The sequence below is a fragment of the Arthrobacter sp. ZGTC212 genome (assembly GCF_002929255.1).
Taxonomy (GTDB): domain Bacteria; phylum Actinomycetota; class Actinomycetes; order Actinomycetales; family Micrococcaceae; genus Arthrobacter_B; species Arthrobacter_B sunyaminii.
Genome location: NZ_PJIJ01000003.1, coordinates 372,322 through 389,725, shown reverse-complemented (window position 1 = coordinate 389,725; position 17,404 = coordinate 372,322). Strand labels below are relative to the sequence as shown.

At 66.3% G+C, this 17,404-nt stretch carries 14 protein-coding genes; 4 read left to right on the top strand and 10 right to left on the bottom strand.

Annotation, left to right across the window (positions count from 1 at the left end; translation table 11 throughout):
- Window positions 1-10 precede the first annotated feature (10 nt).
- Window positions 11-1,855, top strand: a complete 1,845-nt coding sequence (locus tag CXQ89_RS14075; RefSeq protein WP_237685397.1) for a long-chain fatty acid--CoA ligase — start codon at window positions 11-13, stop codon at window positions 1,853-1,855.
- Window positions 1,856-1,943: 88 nt separating this feature from the next.
- Here the strand turns inward: CXQ89_RS14075 and CXQ89_RS14070 are convergent, their stop codons facing one another.
- Both CXQ89_RS14070 and CXQ89_RS14065 read right to left on the bottom strand, forming a co-directional pair.
- Window positions 1,944-3,509, bottom strand: coding sequence for a TIGR01906 family membrane protein (locus CXQ89_RS14070; protein ID WP_308471687.1), 1,566 nt, complete (start codon window positions 3,507-3,509; stop codon window positions 1,944-1,946).
- Window positions 3,510-3,691: 182 nt separating this feature from the next.
- The gene (locus CXQ89_RS14065) at window positions 3,692-4,687 is read right to left on the bottom strand and encodes a stage II sporulation protein M (protein ID WP_181032356.1); all 996 of its coding nucleotides are present in this window, start codon (window positions 4,685-4,687) and stop codon (window positions 3,692-3,694) included.
- Window positions 4,688-4,752: 65 nt separating this feature from the next.
- Here CXQ89_RS14065 and CXQ89_RS14060 point away from each other — a divergent pair, with 65 nt between their 5' ends.
- Entirely contained in the window at window positions 4,753-5,556 is an 804-nt protein-coding gene (locus CXQ89_RS14060; RefSeq protein ID WP_104161692.1) for an RDD family protein, read from the top strand.
- Between the two features lie 48 nt (window positions 5,557-5,604).
- On the opposite strand, the gene CXQ89_RS14055 is transcribed toward CXQ89_RS14060, so the two are convergent.
- The 4 genes from CXQ89_RS14055 to CXQ89_RS14040 form a co-directional block, all read right to left on the bottom strand.
- Entirely contained in the window at window positions 5,605-6,849 is a 1,245-nt protein-coding gene (locus CXQ89_RS14055; RefSeq protein ID WP_181032355.1) for an Ig-like domain-containing protein, read from the bottom strand.
- Window positions 6,850-6,984: 135 nt separating this feature from the next.
- Entirely contained in the window at window positions 6,985-8,463 is a 1,479-nt protein-coding gene (gene ahcY / locus CXQ89_RS14050) for an adenosylhomocysteinase (RefSeq protein ID WP_104161690.1), read from the bottom strand.
- Between the two features lie 33 nt (window positions 8,464-8,496).
- Window positions 8,497-8,679 carry a hypothetical protein gene (locus CXQ89_RS14045; RefSeq protein WP_104055198.1) on the bottom strand — a complete coding sequence of 61 codons (183 nt, stop codon included), beginning with the start codon at window positions 8,677-8,679 and terminating at the stop codon, window positions 8,497-8,499.
- 100 nt (window positions 8,680-8,779) lie between these two features.
- Window positions 8,780-9,160, bottom strand: coding sequence for a DUF3499 domain-containing protein (locus CXQ89_RS14040; protein ID WP_104055197.1), 381 nt, complete (start codon window positions 9,158-9,160; stop codon window positions 8,780-8,782).
- Between the two features lie 275 nt (window positions 9,161-9,435).
- Here CXQ89_RS14040 and CXQ89_RS14035 point away from each other — a divergent pair, with 275 nt between their 5' ends.
- Window positions 9,436-9,798 carry a metallopeptidase family protein gene (locus CXQ89_RS14035; protein ID WP_258060104.1) on the top strand — a complete coding sequence of 121 codons (363 nt, stop codon included), beginning with the start codon at window positions 9,436-9,438 and terminating at the stop codon, window positions 9,796-9,798.
- Between the two features lie 34 nt (window positions 9,799-9,832).
- Here the strand turns inward: CXQ89_RS14035 and CXQ89_RS14030 are convergent, their stop codons facing one another.
- Genes CXQ89_RS14030 through CXQ89_RS18925 form a run of 3 tightly spaced genes read right to left on the bottom strand, consistent with a single transcriptional unit; the run spans window position 9,833 to window position 15,608 of the window.
- On the bottom strand, window positions 9,833-11,542 hold the full coding sequence (locus CXQ89_RS14030; protein WP_104161688.1) for a DUF5719 family protein: 1,710 nt from the start codon (window positions 11,540-11,542) through the stop codon (window positions 9,833-9,835).
- A complete protein-coding gene (locus tag CXQ89_RS14025; RefSeq protein WP_258060142.1) occupies window positions 11,542-15,078 on the bottom strand; it encodes a glycosyltransferase family 2 protein in 3,537 nt (1,178 codons plus the stop codon). Before CXQ89_RS14025 ends, CXQ89_RS14030 begins: the two co-directional genes overlap by 1 nt.
- A complete protein-coding gene (locus CXQ89_RS18925) occupies window positions 15,078-15,608 on the bottom strand; it encodes a WhiB family transcriptional regulator (protein WP_104055193.1) in 531 nt (176 codons plus the stop codon). The genes CXQ89_RS14025 and CXQ89_RS18925 overlap by 1 nt, the downstream gene beginning before the upstream one ends.
- Before the next feature lie 330 nt (window positions 15,609-15,938).
- On the opposite strand from CXQ89_RS18925, the gene CXQ89_RS14015 reads away from it, so the two are divergent.
- Entirely contained in the window at window positions 15,939-16,670 is a 732-nt protein-coding gene (locus tag CXQ89_RS14015; protein WP_237685396.1) for a TIGR03089 family protein, read from the top strand.
- Here CXQ89_RS14015 and CXQ89_RS14010 read toward each other — a convergent pair.
- A complete protein-coding gene (locus CXQ89_RS14010) occupies window positions 16,648-17,241 on the bottom strand; it encodes a GtrA family protein (protein ID WP_104161686.1) in 594 nt (197 codons plus the stop codon). The two genes, CXQ89_RS14015 and CXQ89_RS14010, sit on opposite strands and share 23 nt — an antisense overlap.
- Window positions 17,242-17,404 lie beyond the last annotated feature (163 nt).

Here is a 17,404-nt window from a genome sequence, read left to right as displayed (position 1 = left end):
TCATTTACCCATGTGCGCAGCACAGAAAGAGAGGCCAACGGTGCGCGAATCCGCCACTGATTTACTGGTCCATCTCCCCGAGAAGTCGAACATCACCGACATCCTGGTGGGACTCCATGCGAAGACCCCCAACCACCCCTTGTTTTCGCTGAAGAACGGCACCGGCTGGAAGAACGTCACTGCCGACGAATTCCTGACGCAGGTCAGTGAACTGGCCAAGGGGCTGATCGGCCTCGGTGTGCGCCCCGGCGACAGCGTGGCCGTCATGTCCAAGACCTGCTACGAGTGGACCCTGGTTGACCTCGCTGTGTGGTTTGCCGGCGCGGTCACGGTGCCCATTTACGAAACGTCCTCCCCCTCCCAGGTGGAGTGGATCATCCAGGATTCCGGCGCCGCACACGTCTTCGTCGAAGATGCGCGGAAAGCGGCGGTGGTATCCGCCGCAGTGGCCTCGGGAGACCTCGACATTGCGCTGTGGCAGATGAAGGCCGACGGCGGCGAGGGAACGTTTGAGGAGCTCATCGCCGCGGGCGCTTCGGTGGACGATGACCGGCTGGAAACCGCCCGGACCACCGCAAACCTGGAATCCGTGGCCTCCATGGTTTACACCTCCGGCACCACCGGCCGTCCCAAGGGCTGCGAAATCACGCACGGCAACTTTGCGCTGTTCGGCGTCAACATTGTGGAGTTCCTGCCGGAAATGCTCAAGCACAAGGACGTCAGCACGCTGATGTTCCTGCCGCTGGCCCATGTACTGGCACGTGCCGTGCAGGTGGGGTGCCTTGCCGCCGGGGTGCGCGTAGGCCACTCCGGCAGCGCCGCGGACCTTATGGGCGACCTGAAGTCCTTCCAGCCGACCTTCCTGCTCGCCGTGCCCCGGATCTTCGAAAAGATCTATGCCGGAGCGCAGCAGTCCGCGGAGGCCGCCGGCAAGGGCAAGCTGTTCACCGCCGCGGCGGACACCGCCGTCGCCTATTCCACCGCACTGGATGCCGCAGCCCGCGGCGGCAAGGGACCCTCCCTTGCGCTGAAGGCACGCCACAAGTTCTTCGACAAGACCCTCTACCCGAAGGTCCGCAACGTCTTTGGCGGCAAGCTGACCCACGCCATCAGCGGTGCGTCCGCGCTGAGCCCGCAGCTGGCTCACTTCTTCCGCGGTGCCGGGGTCATGGTCCTCGAGGGCTACGGCCTGACGGAAACGACGGCTCCGGCCACCGTGAACACCGTCCCGCTGGCCCGGGTCGGTTCGGTGGGCCTGGCGCTGCCGGGCAGCAGGATCCGGATTGCGGACGACGGCGAGGTCCTGATCGCCGGGGCCGGCGTCTTCAAGGGCTACCACAACAACCCCGAGGCCAACGCTGCCGCCTTCAGCGGCGAATGGTTCCATTCCGGGGACACGGGTTCCCTGGACGACGACGGTTTCCTGACCATCACCGGCCGGAAAAAGGACATCCTCGTAACCGCCGGCGGCAAGAACATTGCCCCCGGACCGATGGAGGAGAAAATCCGTGAGCACCGTTTGGTGTCACAGGCAATCGTGGTGGGCGAAGGCCGGCCGTTTGTGTCAGCGCTGCTGACCCTGGACGACGAGGCACTGGCGGCCTGGGGCCGCGAGAACGGCGTGTCGGCGGTTGCCGCTACGGCTGCCGATGACCCCCGGGTCCGCGCCTCGCTGCAGGAAGCCGTGGATGCGGCCAACGCAACGGTTTCCCAGGCCGAGCAGATCCGCAAGTTCACCGTTTTGCCGCAGGACTTCTCGCTTGAGTCCGGTCACCTGACCGCAACCCTGAAACTGCGGCGCAATGCCGTGATTGCGGATTACTCTGCCGAGGTGGAGAAGCTTTACCAGAAGTAAGCCTGCACGCCGCTCACCAAAAAAGCTGCACGCCTCCGGAAGGAGACGTGCAGCTTTTTTATTCGGTGTCCGAAGTACCGCCGGTCCGCTAAACCGCTTCCAGCGACTCGAGGTAGCGGCGGCGGGCCTCTTCCTGCTTGCGGCGGGAGCGTTCCCGGCGGGCCTTGGTGGGCCAGGCCGCGATCAGCACCACGATGCAGGTCAGCAGCACCAGTCCGGCAATGGCGATGCCGGCGTCCATCCAGAACTGGGCGGGGAAGAGGCGGATCAGGGTGTCATCCATGCGGAACGTCCAGTTGCCGTTGGCAAAGAAGATGGTGTGCACCTGGGTGAAGAAGCTTTCCCAGCCCAGCACGGCCGTCACAATCAGCGCGCCGACCAGGACCAGCGTCACCACTGAACCGGAGAACAGTGCACGCCGGATTCCGCCGGGGCTGCGCTTCGCCAGGTAGATGCAGGCCAGAAGACTCAGCACCGCCATGGCGAGGGCGGTCACGAAGGCAACGGTCAACACGGTTTTGACGTCCGCCATATGGCTGACTTCGCTTTCCAGATACAGCGGTTCGCCGCTGGCCATCACCAGGTCACCCAGATAGCGGGCGCCGGAGAAGTTCAGCAGATAGTCCACGGCATAGGAGCCGTATGTCATGCGGTCATCCGTGGAGAAACCGTAGCTGTCGGCGGGGAACCCCGGCCGGTGGTACTCGACCCAGAGGAACAGCGGGGTGGCCACCGCCCGGATGGCTGCCGCCAGCAGCATCACCGGGAAGAACACCGCAATCATGACCTGCAGGATGCGGGCCAGCACGGGCTTGGCCGCTCCGGCACGTTCGCGTTCCTCGGCCCGGCGCCGGATTTCCTCTTCGGAGATCTCGTCTTCGACCGGACGGTCCGCCTGTGCGGCAGTGTTGTTGCTGTCAGCACTGTTGCTTTCCCCGCTGCCGGTCCCGGCAGCGGCAGCTCCCGCAACAGGAATGGCGGCTGTGGCAGTGGTAAAGGCGGTGCTTCCCGACGCAGTCTCCTGATCCGGCGCAGTATCCGAAACCGGTTCTGTCGCCGATTCCTTTGCTGCGGCGCTGTCATCGAGGTGCGGGGCCGAAGCACCGGTGCTGACGGGGGTGGTCTCCGGCGACTCGTCCGGGTCCGTGTCACTGGCCGGAGCGTGGGAGCTGTCCTGCGCCGTGTTGTTCCCGGCGGAGGGCACCTCGGCGTCGATGCGGCCCGCCTGTTCCCGCTCCTCATCGCTGAGGTCCCCGTAGCCGCTGACGTTGGGCATGGTGCTTGCCCGCCGCATCGGCAGGGTGCTGCGCTGGGCGAGGGAAGGATGGCCGCCCGGGACAACGTTGGCGCTGGAAGTTCCTGCCGCCTCGGCAAAGGCAGCTTCCCAGTCATCATGATCGAGTCCGGCATCGTGCTGTTCCGGTTCGGAATCCCGGGATGCGGGAGAACCTGCGGCGTCAGCGGCACCCGTTGCACCGCCGTCGGCCGCAGCGTCTGCATCCGTACCGGCCGCGTGGTCGCCGCTCACGATGGTCTCGCTGGCGTCACTGAGCCGGCTGCTCTCCTCGGCGGCCTGATCAGTGTGGTGCTTCTCGGGTTCGGCGGAGCCTCCGGGCGTGGGGTGTTGCTGGGGGGTATCGTCCTGGCTTGCCACTACTTCCTCTTTCACTTCCCTGGCCTGTTGGTTCTGGCCTGTTTGCGGATACCGATGGACTTTTGCGGTTCCATTCTTCTTCGACCCTACCGGGCAGGCACGGCAGGAACGGCGCCGCCACCCCGGGTTCAGGGAGACTCAATCCGACTGTTACCTTCGGACCGCCGGAGCGCAGGACCCGGTCAGGCGGTCCGTAGTACGTCACCGCTGTCGCGCCGGGACAAATCGCCGCGGTGACCCGCTCGGTAGGCCCGGCCGCCCAATACCAGCGTGTACGCCCAGTAGGCGCAGAACAGGACAGCTCCGATACCGATCCGCAGCCAGGCGGGCAGCGGCGACGCCGTCACGAAGCCCTCGACCAAACCGGAAAGGAACAACACGATGACCAGGCCCAGGGCCACGGTGAACAGCGAGCGCCCTTCCGCCGCCACGGACACCGCGCGGGTGCGCCGTCCCGGAGCAACCCAGGCCCAGAAAATCCTCAGTCCCGCGGCCACCGCGATGAAAACGGCCGTCAGCTCCATGAGTCCGTGGGGCAGGATGTAGCTGAAAAAGACGTCCAGTTTCCCGTACGCGGCCATAGTCCCTGCGGCTATGCCCACGTTCAGGGCATTTTGGTACAGGATGAACGGTCCCCAAATGCCGGTGATGCCGAACGCGACCGACTGCAGGGCAATCCAGGCGTTGTTGGTCCAGACCTGTCCCGCGAAGGAGGCAGCCGGGTTCTCCGAGTAGTATCCGGCGAAGTCCTCTTCAACGTAGCGCCGAACTTCCGCATCAGAGCCCAGGGCCGCGGCAATGACTCCGGGGGTGTTCGCTGCCCAGATTCCAAAAAGCCAGGACACTGCAATGAACGCCGCTCCCACGGCAACGGTCAGCCAGCGGACACGGTAAAAGCCGGCCGGCAGGGCAACCACGAAAAAGTACGCCAGGTCCTCGGCAACGTTGGACCGTGCGCCGGTGAAACGGGTTCGTGCCCGGGACAGGCGCATGGACAGCGCAGCAGAGAGCGCGCCTTCCGGAGCCACCGAGCGGACCATGGACAGGTGTGCCGAGGCCCGCTGGTAGAGGCGCAGCAGCTCATCGGCTTCCTCCCCGCTGAGCCGGCGCCGGGCGGCAAGCTCATCCAGCCGCAACCAGTCAGGGGCATGCACTGCGCTGAAAGCTTCCATATCCACGGTTACACCCTAGCGCTGGGTACAGTGGAGTACCCAGCACCAGTATTCGGACGAGAGGACCGCCCGTGAGCTCCATCGTCACCGGAGAGGCCGTTGTCCTGGAACTGCGTCCGGCATCCTTCGCGGCACGAGCCCTGAGCTCCATCATCGATGTGACGGCCCAGTTCGTTGTCCTTCTCGGGCTGCTGCTGCTCTTCGGCCAAACCCTGGGCGAGTCCGTTGATCCCGCTCTGGGACAGGCACTGATCCTGGCGATCGTGGTCCTGGTCCTGATCGGCGTGCCCGTGACGGTGGAAACACTGACCCGCGGCAAGTCGCTGGGACGCCTGGCCATGGGACTGCGCATAGTGCGCGACGACGGCGGGGCGGTGCGCTTCCGCCACTGCTTCATCCGCGGCATGGCTGCGGTCCTGGAAATCTACATGTCCGCGGGATCGGTGGCGTTCATCGCGGCCATGTTCAACGAGAGGTCCAAACGGCTCGGGGACATGATGGCCGGAACGTACGCGATGAGGGAACGTGTCACCGCTCCCCCGCCAGCTCAGGTTCAGATGCCGCCGTGGCTGCGCGGCTGGGCGCATCTGGCGGACATGGGACGTTTTCCCGACGCCCTGTCGCGCAGGGTGTCCCGCTTCTTGTCCCAGGCCTCCCGGCTCTCAGCCCCGGCACGCGCCGCCCGCGCCGCAGAACTGGCCGACGAGGTCTCGGCCTTCGTTTCCCCCCAGCCCCCGCCCGGCACCCGGGCCGAGGACTTCCTCAGCGCCGTGACGGCTGAGCGCCGGGACCGCGATTATGCCCGGATGTCCAGGCAGCGCGAACAGACCGAACGGGTGGCCCGGCGGCTGCACCGGCTGCCGTTCGAGCAGTAGGATTCTTCCGGCATCCTGCCGGCAGAGTGCTCCGCCGGGCAGGTTGGGTTACTGCTTGGGCTGGCTGACCCACTCGGCCCACGGCAGGTTCCAGTCCCCAAACCCGTCCCACACGAACATGGGTCCGTAGCCGGTGTTCAGCACCTGGACCACGTCACCGGCGTCGAAATTGTCGTAGATGTATTTGGCGCCCTCGGGACTCATGCCGATGCAGCCGTGCGAAACATTGGACACGCCCAGCACCGGCTGGGCGGACGGCAGGGCTTCGTGGATGAAAGCGCCGCCGTTGGAGATGCGGGAGGCGTTGTGGGCGGTGACCGGCTCGTAATAGTGCTCGTCGCCGGGCTTCAAACCAATGGATTCCGCGCGGAACGGGATGGACTCATGCTGGTCCATGATCACGTGGTAGCCGATAGTGGATGGCCAGTCCTCGGTGCCCAGCGTAACCGGGAAGGTCCTGGTGAGCTGCCCGTCGATGTACACACGCATCATCTTGTCCGCGTTGTCCACCACGGCCAGCCGGTTGTTGTGGGTGCTGAAGCTGGCGGTCTCATTGAAGTTGCCGATCATGCCGTTGCCGAAATCCACGCCGAGCAGCTTCATGTCCACGGTGATGGTGCTCTGCGGCGCCCAAAATTCTTCGGCCCGGTAACGGACTTTGGTGTCGCTGATCCAGTAGAAGGCCCCTACCTGGCCCGAGGTGGAGGTGACCGTGATGGCCTTTTCCACGGCCTGCTTGTTCAGGACCGGTTCGCTGAAGCTGAGCTCCAGCGGCTGGCCGGTGCCCACCACTGATCCGGACTGCGGGTACATGACCGCGTTGGCCTCATTGGCGGTGGAGACGGTGGTGAACTTCCGGGTTTGGGTACTGGTGTCGCCGTTGGCATCGGCGAGGGTGAAGGTCAGGGCATAGGGCGTGTTGAAGGCCAGGGTCCCCGTGGCAGTCCACGTGGTTCCGTCGGCGCTGAGTTCGCCGGGGACGGGTTCGCCGCCGGAAACCGGAGCCAGCTTTGCTGATTCCACGGTCCCCTGCTCCACGGTAATGGCCGGCACGGAGATCGGGTTCACTTCCACCGCGTCCGCCTCCGGAGTGACAACGGCCACCGGCTCGGGAACGGCAGGCTTGGATTCCGCGGCCTTTGAGGCCTGCCCGGATGCTCCCGACCCGCTGCTTTGGATGTCTTCAGCGACGAACGAACACGACGTGAGCGCACCGCCTCCGCCCAGAAGGAGCGTCCCTGCGAGCAAGGGACCGATGATCCAGCTCCTGCGCTTTGTTGTGCCCTGTGCCATAACTGCTAACCAATGCTTCCCGGTGCTCTTGACAGATGTTGGAGCGACCATAGCTCCCCCTGCGTCATTTTACGGTAAGGGTGGCGTTAACGGTGCCACATCGTTGCCTGTCCTGACCCGGCGCGGCACCGGAGCCTAGTAGCGGTAATGGTCGGACTTAAACGGTCCCGCTACATCCACGCCCAGGTATTCCGCCTGGCTCTTGCTCAATTCAGTGAGTTCGACGCCGAGAGCATCCAGATGCAGGCGCGCAACCTTTTCGTCCAGCACCTTGGGCAGCACGTACACCTGGTTGGCGTAGCCGCCGTCCCGGGGTGACTTGCCGTGCTTGGTGAACAACTCGATCTGCGCGATGGTCTGGTTGGCGAAGGAATTGCTCATAACAAAGGAGGGGTGGCCGGTGGCATTGCCCAGATTCAGCAGGCGGCCCTCGGAAAGCACAATGATGCTGCGCTGCTCGTCGGTGCCCCCGTCAAACACCCATTCGTGCACCTGAGGCTTGATTTCCACCTTGCGGATCCCGGGGGTCCTGGCCAGGCCTGCCATGTCAATCTCATTGTCGAAGTGGCCCACGTTGCCCACGATCGCCTGGTGCTTCATCTTGGCCATGTGGGAGGCCATGATGATGTCCTTGTTGCCCGTGGCGGTGATGAAGATATCGCCCTGGTCCAGGACGGATTCCAGCTTCGCCACCTGGTAGCCGTCCATAGCGGCCTGCAGCGCGCAGATCGGGTCGATCTCCGTCACGATCACGCGCGCGCCCTGCCCGCGCAGGGCCTCGGCGGCACCCTTGCCGACGTCGCCGTAGCCGCAGATCACGGCCGCCTTCCCGCCGATCAGGGTGTCGGTGGCGCGGTTCAGTCCGTCCGGCAGCGAGTGCCGGATGCCGTACTTGTTGTCGAACTTGGATTTGGTGACCGAGTCATTGACGTTGATGGCCGGGAACAACAGCTTGTCTTCAGCGGCCAGCTGGTACAGGCGCAGGACGCCGGTGGTGGTTTCCTCCGTCACGCCGCGGATACCCTTGGCGATTTCGGTCCATTTGCCCGGATCCTCGGCCAGGGAGCGGCGGAGCACGTCAAGGATGACCGTGTACTCATAGGAGTAGTCGGCGTCGCCCTCCCGGGGGCTCTCCGGCACCGCACCGGCGGCCTCGAACTCCACGCCCTTATGCAGCAGCAGCGTGGCATCGCCGCCGTCGTCCAGGATCATGTTGGGTCCGCCGGAACCCTCCGGCCAGGTGAGGATCTGCTGCGCGGTCCACCAGTACTCTTCCAGGGACTCGTTCTTCCACGCGAAAACGGGAACACCTGCCGGGTCCTGGGGGGTGCCGTTTCCCACCACGACTGCCGCGGCCGCTTCATCCTGGGTGGAGAAAATGTTGCAGGAAGCCCAGCGGACCTCCGCGCCCAGCGCGGTGAGCGTTTCGATCAGTACTGCTGTCTGCACCGTCATGTGCAGGGAACCGGCAATGCGGGCGCCTGCCAGCGGCTGGCTGGGGCCGTATTCACGGCGCAGGGCCATCAGTCCGGGCATTTCGTGTTCGGCCAGGCGAATCTGGTGGCGGCCGGCTTCAGCGAGGGACAGGTCGGCGACTCTAAACTCGATGCTCACGCGGTGGAATCCTCACTCTGAAGTGTCGGAAGCTTAGCCGTCCCGCACTGCCGAGGGGGCCAGTAATACGGGGATGCCTTCCTCCAGGACGTAATGGACGAGATTACCGCTGGCATCCGGGGCAGTCGAGACCAGTCCCGTGTCATCCTGCTCCAGTGCGGAGCCGGTCACGGGACAGCGCAAAACCGCCATCAGATCGGCAGTGAGTTTAACCATGGATTGCAGCACTTCCTTGGGATACGTCGATGCCGTGCCTGAGAGTAAGAACGCGGCGCTGGCCCCCAGACTATCCCTTTAGGATGCGGCAGTGCAGATGTCAGACCTCTTCGCGCAGGACCCGCAGGTGGGAGCGCCGGGCGCCGGGGGTCTCTGCCGGGGGTTCCAGGGCGTGCTTGCCGGCGCGCTTGGGTGCCTCCGCTGCAGGCTTTTCGGCGGCTTCCCGCACGGCATCCACGAGTGCGGACAGATCGTCGCGGCTGGGAGTGCGCGGCTGTCCGGCGAGATCCAGGCGGACCACTTCCCATCCCAGCGGCACCGTCAGCCGGGCGGCGTGAGCGTTGCACAAATCGTAACAATGGGGTTCGGCGTACGTTGCCAGCGGTCCCAGCACCGCGGTGGAATCGGCGTACACATACGTCAGGGTGGCAACAGCTGCCTCTCGGCACGCTGATCTTGAGCACAGTCGTAAGGATTCCACGGAGGATCACTTTACCTGCCGGAGGCACCCGCAGCGGGCAGGCTCGCCGGGAAGACGAGGTCCCATTAACAGTGCCTCCCGGCGGGTACAGCCGTTACAGTACTTGTATGTCCACCGGACCAACTCTCAGGGTGTATCTCGGCCCCGGCGAAGAGCCGTCCGGAAACGGGCCGGCTGATGCCGTTTCCTCCGGGGCGGCTAACCCGCGCCCATTTCGGAGCCGACGCCGAAACCGGCATGGACGCGGCCTGCGCGGTGAGCTTATTCCGGCGCATTTGGCCGGTTTCCGCTCCCGTTCGGAGCGCTTCGACACCTGGGTTCTGGAGTCCGCGCAGCGCCTGGAACGGCTGTGGGGCGAGAGCATCCAGTCCTATCAGTTTGTGGTGCAGGACATCCCCCCGGGACTCGAAGAACTGGCAGCTACCCGCGGGAACATCCCGTTCGGTGCAGGCACGCCCGCAGCGGGACCAAAGCCGGCTGTCATCACGGTCTACCGGCATCCGATCGAATCCGCCGCCCGGGGCCTGGTGCCGGTCAGCGAACTGATCCACGACGTCGTGGTGGAACAGCTGGCCACACTCATTGGCATGGATCCCGAAACCGTGGACCCCACCTACGGCCGTTTCCGTCCGCTGTAGCCGGCACCGGGCGCCCGCAGGGCACCGGCCAGGCTTAGTAGCCCAGGCTCACCGGAACCGAGGTGCCGCCGATGTTCCCCTTGGGCAGCGGCAGCACCGAAACGCCGTCGTCCTTACCCGTGAGGACCTGGGCACCGTACACCGGCTCGCCGGTGGTGCTGATCAGCACTGCCGCAAGACCTGACCCGACGCTCTGCGCCGGGATGGTGACCGTGGACCCCTCCGGCACCGAGACAATCTGCTCCTCGGTGAGGCTGCCGTCCCTCGCGACGCCGGTCAGCCGCACTTCCGCCGCACCGGCCGGGGCAGCAAAACTCAGCACGGATGTGATGTCCGCGGGCAGTACCGCCAAATGTTCATTGCCCAGGCGCTCTCCCGACGGCGCGACGGCCAGGTCCACCGGTGCGTCGGGCTTGCTGCCCCGGCTGGACACGGTGCCGGCAACCACCGACACATCGGCTGTGACCTCCACCGAGTATGTCCCTTCGGGCAGCGAGTCCAGGGGAAGCTGCCCCACGCTGCCGGCAGGAACGGTGAAGACTCCCCCGCCCGGCAGGGAAACGTCTCCGTCCTTGCCCAGGATCCGCACCGACACCACGCCGTTGGTGCTGCCGGGAACGGCCACCTGGAGCACCGGGGCCGCTGATTCATACCCGCGCTTGGCGGTCAGCGCCTTGGTGGCTGCGGGGCTCTGGATGCGGACGCCGCTGATGACCTGCTGCGGCGACGCCGCGGCTGACGGCTGGATGAGTTCCACGCCTCCGGGTGTCAGTCCCCGCAGGAGGCTCTGCTGCACCATTGCCGTGACCGGTCCGCCGGAGCTGCGCACCCGGACCGCCAATCCGGGGTCATTCGCCGCCAGGCCGGCCAGGACAATTGCTTTGGTTGCGCCGGGCGGCACCAGGATCCCGCGCGTGCCGGTCCCTTCCACCCGCCCCTTGGAACCGTAAAGCTCCAGGTCCACCGTGGCTGCGCTTTCCGACGGATTGGTGAGGCGCAGCACCGCTGTGGCACCCACCGTGGTTCGTGCTCCCAGAATCCACATGTCGTTGCCCGGAGCCTGGCAGTTTGCCGCGGCGAGACCGGCAAGGTCACCGTCCTCGGCGGAGAAGCCCACCACGGCATTGGCCGTGGCCTGCAGGGTGCCCGAGGGCTCGGCGCTGAGGACCGTGGCCTCAGTGACGTTCTCGTTGGTTAGCACGCCCGCGCTCCTCACGCCGGCCAGTGGCTGCTCTTTCGGAGCACCGTCTGCAATGGCTTTCAGCACGCTCATCCCGTCAGCCTTCAGCAGCGACGACGCCGGAACGGGGTTCCCCGCCCCGCTCAGCACCACCGCGCTGAGGTTGGTCGTGGCGGATTCGGATACCGGGCTGAACTGGGGATCGGTTCCCGCAACGGCACCGGACAGCAGCCGCAGCGGCTCCGGGCAGACAGCGGTAAGCGGTCCTGCCGGTACGTCAGCCGCGGCAATCTCCACGGATCTTCCCGCATTGCCGGATTCAACGGCCTCGGAACCTGCCACCACGGCCGTTGCCGCAGCAAGGATCAGCACGGCAGACCCCGCCGTGACAGCCTGGCGGCGGCGCCGCTGCCGCCGCACCCGGACCTCGGCCCGGCCAGCCGGAAGCGGGCCGGACTTTGACGGCTCCGCACCGGCAGCAACCGGCGAACCAGCCTCGGCGCCAGCATCCCCGGCTGCCCGCTTCCGCGCCCGGCGGTCCGGGGATTCCTTCTTGCCGCTCATCAGCGCTGCCCTTCCGTTGCGCCGGATTTCCCCGAGGCATTGAGTTCCTCTGTCCGCACCGGCGCACCGGCGCCGACCGTTGCGGTCCTGGACGGTTCCGCCGGCACCGCAGCGGCACCGGAATCTGCAGTTGCGCTGCCTCCGGCAGTACTGCCCCCGTCCGCCGGATCAGCCGGTCCGCTACGCCGCGGAAGCTGCCGGCCGGGCAGCCGGACCGCGCCCCTGCGGGAGCGCGTGGGCAGGGCCAGCAGCACCGTCAGCGCAATAACCAGGACTTGAGCTGCCCCAAGCCAGGGTTCCCACACCGTGTCATACCGGATTTCCAGGTCCCCGCCGTCGGCAGGGAGCGTCCAGGCCTGTGCCCAGCTGTCCGCTGTTGCTGCCAGCGGCACACCGTTCAGGGTTGCCTGCCAGCCCGGGTCCGAGCGTTCAGCCAGGACAAGAGTGCGGCCTTGCGCTCCTGCGGGGATGGCGGTACGAACGTCTGTCGCCCCGGACTGAACCACGGATTCCACGGAGCCGTCGCCGGCCAGGATGCGGACCCGGGCGGTGTCCTCGGAAAGCTCCTCGGTCCCCTGCTCATCAAGCTGGCCGACAACCCGCCACAGCCAGCCCGAACCGGTCTGCCCCACCGCCGCGAGTCCCGGAACGGAATCCATCTTCCCCGCCAGCAGCTCCGCGGACGTGTCAGATTGTTGAAGGACCACGTAGCCAACCCCAAGCCGGGCCAGCTCCGCACGCGGATCCACTCCGGTCCCGACGGTAATGATGGCCACGGCACGGCGCACGTCTGCCGCGGCGTCGTCGTCGGCCGCAAGTTCCTCGGCATTGACCGCACCCGTGATCGTGCGGGCTGCGTAAATGGCGGACATGCCGTCCATGGTGGTGCCGCCGTGGCGCATTAGTGCCGCGGTGACGTCGTCGTTGGCGTCTGTGCGCAGCACCAGGGTGCGGGTGCGCTCGTCGCTGCTGCCCTTGTCCGCTGCGGTGGCGGGCAGCGTGCGTTCTGCTGCCGGGGCTACCAGGGGCTGCGCTCCGTGCACGCCGTTGGCGCCTTCGGCGGTGGTGGAGCCCGTGGCCAGGGGAATGCTCCACAGGGCCAGGCCCGCCGCAGGCCCCAGGGCAAGGAGGATTCCCAGCAGGACGGCTACCGGACGGCCGGTCTGCCGGGGACGTCCGCCCGCGGCATGGTCCGGGGTTGCCCGGCGGTTGAGCAGGGTGTTTCCCGCCAGCAGCGCCGCACACAGCTGCAGGAAGACTGCGGCTGAAACCAGTGGACCGGGGAACGGCGTCACGAGTCCGCCCGGAGCTGCACCCGTGGCGACGAATGCCGAGAGCCAGCTAAGGACAAGCGCGGCGAGGCTCAGGATCCAGGCCAGACGGGCCAGCGCGGTGCGGGGACCGGCGAAAAGAGCGGCAACGGACAGCAGCAGCACCGGGCCGCCAATAACCAGGGCCAACACCAGCGGCCAGGGACCGGCCGGCAGGAAGTCCAGCAGGGGAAGTCCCCCGTTGACGTCAAAAGTGAGGGGGAATCCGAGCAGCTGCTGCCACAGTGCGGCCGGATCGAAGCCCAGCGGAACCCCGGGGTCCGCGGCAAGCGCGCGCGGACGGTCCAGGGTGGAGACCACCACCGGCAGGAGCAGCGCAGCCGCCGGGATCAGGGACCACCACAGCGTGCGGGCACGGCGGCCCACCCGCAGGGAGACCAGCAGCACCGCAAACGCGGCCAGCACAAACAGCGTGGGCGCGGACGCCGTGACAACGGCCAGCAGCAGCCCGGCGGCACCGGCAGCGGCCCAGCTGGATTCCTTGCCGGTCCATTGCACCGGCGTGCCCTGAAGAATCAGCCGGTCGTTGACGTTGCGCGGCGCCGTTCCCACGGCCCGCAGCATGGCCAGCACCAGCAGCGGCAGCAGGATGTGCGCAATCAGCGCTCCGAGCCGGCCCTCACCCAGCGCCACCTGGAGCGCGGGTGTGCTGCCCCAGAATAGTGCGGCCCAAAAACGCAGGCCCCGGTGACGGGTCAGTGCACCGGCGGCGAACCAGGCACTGAGCCCGGCGAGCGGCATGGCCGTCAGCACCAGGGTGACGACGGCGATGTTGGTGTTTCCGAGTCCGGCGGCACCGAGCAGCCAGAGGACATAGTCGAAGGGGTCGCCGTGGCCCGGGTAACCGGAGCCCAGATCGATCCACCAGGACGAAGCATTGGACCAAATCTCACCCAGGCTTCCGGAGAGCGGCAGCAGGGACCCGCCGGCCAGCGCGGACGCTCCGATGAAGCGGTGAAGCCCGGCCAGTGAAGCGACGAGCAGCAGCAGCGCTGCCGCGACGGCTCCCGCCCCCACCCAGGCACGGGACGGGGCAGCGAGGGCGGCGAAGTCATGGTTGGAATCACCGCTGGGTTCCAGGGAGCCGGCTTCCTGCGCCGTTCCGGCCAGTGCCGCCGACCCGTGTGTCTGGGTTCCGTGCGTCTGGGTTCCGTGAATAGGCGCGTCGTCGACGAAGAGCGCCGGTTCCGCCTCAAAGAGTGACCTGCGGTGTTCGCGTACTTCCCGCCGTCGGGTGCGCAGGGCACGGACCGCGCTGCGCGGCCGGGTCCGGGTGGCTGCGGCGGCGCGGCGGGACCGGTACAGGTCCACCGGACGCAGGACAGCGCCGATGCTGGCCGCGAGCGAGCTAAAAGCATAGCCGGGGTCTTTCGCAAGCATCCCCAGGATCAGCCGGCCGAAACCGCCCAGGACTGCACCAACGGCCAGGAACGGAACCTGCCACAGCGGCGCGTGTTTGAGCCGCAGGTAGATTTCGGCCCGGCGGGAGGCCGCGGCGGTGGCTGCGGTGTTGGGCCGGCGTCCCGCGTGGCGCATCTTGGCTGCGGGGACAACGACGACGCGGTGGCCGGCCAGGCGGTTGCGCCAGCACAGGTCAACGTCGTCACCGGTGCCCGGCAGTGCCGGGTCGAAGCCGCCCAGGGCTTCCCAGACATCGCGCCGCACCAGCATGCCGGCGGAGTTCACGGCAAAAAAGTCGCTTCGCGCGTTGTACTGGCCCTGGTCCAGCTCATCGGCGTCGATCAGCGTGAGGCGTTCCGCCCACCGGCTGATCGAGACGCCAACATCCACCAGCAGCCGCTGGTTGTACCAGTCGACCTGTTTGGCGCCGGCAATAGTGACCGAGGGCGCCCGTTCAACGGCCAAAAGAAGTTCTTCAAGGGCTTCCGGGGCAGGCGCCGAATCATCATGGAGCAGCCACAGCCAGTCCACGGTTTCGCCGGGAGAAACAGGTGCTGAGAGTGCGCTCAACCCCGCCTGCACGGCAGCACCGAAACCGGATTTGGCCGGAGCCTCGGCAATGGTGGCTCCGGCCGGGAGGCCGCTGCGCAAAAGAGAAAGGGAATTATCGGTGGATCCGGTGTCAACGCCGACGAATTGGTCAGCCGGCCGGGTTTGCCCGGTCAGCGCGGTAAGTGTTTCGGGGAGGTACTGTGCGCCGTTGTGGGAAACAACAACGGCACAAACGCGAACGTGCGAAGGAATTAGACTGCCTGCTTCCGGAGCCGGCGGCGTTCGCGCTCGGACAGGCCGCCCCAGATGCCGAACCTCTCATCGTTGGCCAGTGCGTATTCCAGGCACTGGGACCTTACGTTGCAGGCAGCGCAGACTTTCTTGGCGTCCCGCGTGGAACCGCCTTTTTCCGGAAAGAAGGCTTCCGGGTCCGTCTGTGCGCAGAGGGCGTCGGACTGCCAGCCGAGTTCGCTGTCGTCGTAGTCGCCAAGGCCGGGCAGGCCAATCCAGACCGGCCGGGTGTCTTTCTCCGCGGGGGGAGAAAACAACGCGACGGGCGGGTCCAGGAGCTCTGTTTCCTCAGTGTCCGGGGCGAGGGCTTCGTGGGCGGCCAGGAAGGCCGTTGCCTGGTCCTCCAGGCCTGCGGTGTCCTGGCGGTAGCGCTCAGCTGCTCCCGGGTCCGCAGGGTCCACGTACCAGTCCACGGGTACGCCCCGAGCGCCGTAGCTAGCTGATGCCTGCGCGGCAATGGACTGGTCGTGCGTGTATTCTGCCTGCCCCATGGAGGTCCTCCCGGTGTTATTGTCCCTGCAACGGATCTTTGAGCCCTGCGTGGCACAATCAGCCTGCTTGGAATGCATCTTGGTGGTGGATTGCTGGAACAAATCCGATACCTAATTACACGCGTGTAATACGAAGACGTCAAGCTGTTTCGGCATCCTATAGAGTCAACTCCTCAGAACCCGTGCACGCCACGCCCGGATTTTCGGCCTCATCGTCGGCGCGTCGCAGTTGCGCTGTCCCGCCTGGAATCATCTTCCATCCACCTTCGGGCGGAGAACTGCCCGGGGCAGGCGCACGCTGTCCCCGTACTCCACAGAAAAGAGCTCCCCATGCCCGACCAGATCTCCGTTCCCGCCATACTGTCCACGCTGCGCACGCGTCAGGCGACCTCCCCCGCACTGACCTGGTACGGCCCGGACTCGGAACGGATTGAACTTTCCGGCAAAGTGCTGGACAACTGGGTCGCTAAAACCTCCAACCTGCTGGTGGACGAACTCGACGCCGAACCCGGGATCCGTCTTCTGCTGGACCTTCCGGTGCACTGGAAAACCCTGGTGTGGGCACTGGCAGCGTGGCAGACCGGATGCACGGTGATTTTGGGCAATAACCCGTCCAATTCCGCGGCTGCGCCGGATATTACGGTCACCGCGTCGCAGGAGTCGCTGGACACGGTGGAAGGAACAGTCGTGGCGGTGGACCTGGGAGCGTTGGCGCTGCGTTTCTCGGGTACCCTCCCCGCTGCCGCGGTGGACTACGCGGCGGAAGTCCGCAGCTACGCGGACACGTACATGGCGGGCGATGAAGCCGGCGAGGATTTCACGGCACTGCACAGTTCACTGGGAGCCGGGCTGACGCTGACTTACGGGCAGCTCGCGGAAGCAGCCGACGGCGGCTCCGCGCAGACACTGCTGATTCCGGCGTCGGCGGATCTTCCGTCCGTCCTGGCGGCCTCACTCCGCACATGGGCCGCCGGCGGCAGCGTGGTCCTTGCTGCTGCGGAAGTGGAGATCACCGAGCGGCTGCTCGCTGCCGAGAAAATTACGGGGCGGCTGGAGGCGTAGGCTCCGCGGCCAGGCGCGAGTTGCCTGCCTCATTGCCGGGCTTGTTGGCGGGCACACCGGAGGCGGGGGCGGGCTTCTTGGTGCCGTCGTCGAGCAGCTCATGGTCGTCTTGGAACCCGGGCTCTTCGTCCAGGGCCGCGTTGAAGACCCAGAACCGGTAGGCGAAGAACCGGAGAATGGTGGCTACGCCAATGCCGACGATTCCGGCAAAGCCAAGCCACTTGGCATCCGTGATGCCCATCGGATACTGGGCAACCCAGGTGAAACCGCTGGAGATGACAATGCCCACGCCGTTGATGATGAGGAACAGAACCAGCTCGCGGGTCACATTGTTCTGGCGGCGGCGCCGAAAGGTCCAGAACCGGTTGGCCACCCAGGAGAACAGGGTTGCCGCAGAGGCACTGATGAGCCTTGCCTTGGTGGCGCTTCCCTCCAGGACACCGTGGTAGAGCAACCACCACAGGCCGTTGTCCACAACAAAGGCGAATGCGCCCACAGTGCCGAACTTCGCTACTTCCCGCCAGAACAACGAGGCCAGGCCTCTGATGCGCGCAGACAGTGATGAAAACATGTTCCTCCGAGGCCGTTGGTGCGCCGCCGGCCGGGATTGCCGAAGCTGGACACAGTAACCCGCCGCACGTGGAAAGGCAGACGGTAAGACACAATATTACCCCCGTAGTGTGGGAGTTCCCTGAGGGCGCAGCCGCTGGACCGTCCTGCGAAAAGGATTTGCG